Genomic DNA, 857 nt, shown 5'->3' with positions numbered 1-857 from the left:
CCATCTGCCTTTGGTGCGACTGCTTTTCCAAAGAAGGCTGCTAAGACAAGGATAGTCAAGACATAAGGCGCGATTTGAAGGTAAACCGCTGGCACTCCTTGTAGGAAAGGTAATTGAGAACCGATAACAGCCAAACTTTGTGAAAGTCCAAAGAAGAGACTAGAAAGCATAGCACCGATTGGGTTCCATTTACCAAAGATCATTGCAGCAAGAGCGATAAATCCAGGCCCTACAATAGTTGTCACTGAGAAGTTGACTGAGATTGATTGGGCATAAATCGCTCCCCCAATTCCCCCTAGGAAACCTGAAATGATAACTCCAAGATATCGCATCTTATAGACATTGATCCCCAAGGTATCCGCTGCCTGAGGGTGTTCTCCGACAGAGCGAAGGCGAAGACCAAAGCGGGTCTTGAAGAGGATAAACCAAGCAAGGAAAGAGAAGGCAATCGCGATATAACCTAGCAAACTTGTTGACTTGAAGAAAATATCTCCAATCACTGGGATATTAGCCAAAACTGGGAAATCAAAACGTCCAAAAGTCTGGCTTAAGTTATCCGTTTGCCCTTTATTATAAAGAACTTTAACCAAGAAAACTGCTAGGGCAGGAGCCATCAAGTTCAATACTGTACCACTGACAACATGGTCCGCACGGAAATGAACTGTAGCGACTGCATGGATGAGGGAGAAAATAGCTCCCACGATACCAGCAACTAACAAGGAAATCCAAGGAGTCACTGCTCCAAGTTGTTCTGCAAACTCAAGGTTAAAGACAACCCCAGAAAAGGCCCCCATAACCATAATTCCTTCAAGACCGACGTTAACGATACCACCACGTTCAGAGAAAACTTCCCCGAT

1 protein-coding gene is annotated in these 857 nt (G+C 44.8%); it reads right to left on the bottom strand.

The annotated features are described in order from the left end of the window. Positions 1-857: ABC transporter permease (locus tag SORDD16_RS09835; RefSeq protein ID WP_061453288.1), on the bottom strand; the 857-nt coding region annotated here is incomplete at both ends.

The organism is Streptococcus oralis (genome assembly GCF_001578945.1).
Classification (GTDB): Bacteria; Bacillota; Bacilli; order Lactobacillales; family Streptococcaceae; genus Streptococcus; species Streptococcus oralis_Q.
The sequence above is the reverse complement of the archived record's forward strand: the minus strand, read 5'-3'. Positions and strand labels throughout refer to the sequence as shown.